Origin of the sequence: Mesorhizobium sp. M4B.F.Ca.ET.017.02.2.1 (genome assembly GCF_003998955.1) — a bacterium.
Taxonomy (GTDB): domain Bacteria; phylum Pseudomonadota; class Alphaproteobacteria; order Rhizobiales; family Rhizobiaceae; genus Mesorhizobium; species Mesorhizobium abyssinicae.
In genome coordinates, this window is the sequence record NZ_RZOF01000678.1 from 1 (window position 1) to 693 (window position 693).

1 pseudogene is annotated in these 693 nt (G+C 63.8%); it reads right to left on the reverse strand.

The window, feature by feature from the left end:
- Positions 1 to 555: pseudogene (locus tag EN738_RS34800) on the reverse strand (DUF4925 domain-containing protein); the annotation flags it as partial.
- Between the last annotated feature and the right edge of the window lie 138 nt (positions 556 to 693).

Below are 693 nucleotides of genomic sequence, written 5' to 3' on the forward strand. Positions count from 1 at the left end.
GACGAAGGTCCCGCCGTTCAGCAGCGTCCCGCCGATGCTGCCGTTGGCGCCTGACCCGGTCGCGGAACCAGCCGTGATCGAGCCGTTGTTGACGACCTGCCCGGTGGGGCTGCCCCATGTCGATATCCCGCTGTCAACGACCAAGCCGACACCGGCCGGCATGCCACCGCCCTGGTTGGCGCCGGTGAGCGTGCCTGAAAGGGTCAGCGTGCCGCTGGCAAAGGTTCCGCCGCTGAAACGGACAGTGCCTCCGAGACCGGGAGCGGACGTACCGGACAAGGTAAAGCCCTGCGTGTCGACAGACAGCGATTTGGTCGGTATCGGCAGCGTATGCGGGGCCTGTATGCTGAAGCTCTGCGTCATCACGATCGACGAGCTGGGATCGCCGTCGGCATTGGCAGAGTTGATGGCCGCGATCAGCTGCGCCTCATTGCTGACCATATAGGTCGCTCCCGAGGCTTGCCCTGGAAGCAGACAGGCGATCGCCGCGCCGCTCGCACCGGCAAGAAGCTGCCTTCCCCGAATGCGCCGAAGCGCGCCGCCGCTCGTCTTCATTGGTCTGTCCGCCCCGGAAATCTGACGCCTGCCATGCCGGATCGCCCGCATGGCGTGCCGACCAAATCGCCAAGAGGTTAACTTGGTGTTTGATTCCTGTCGTCAAGTTGAAGTGCCGATTACTGATTTGTTTCGTGC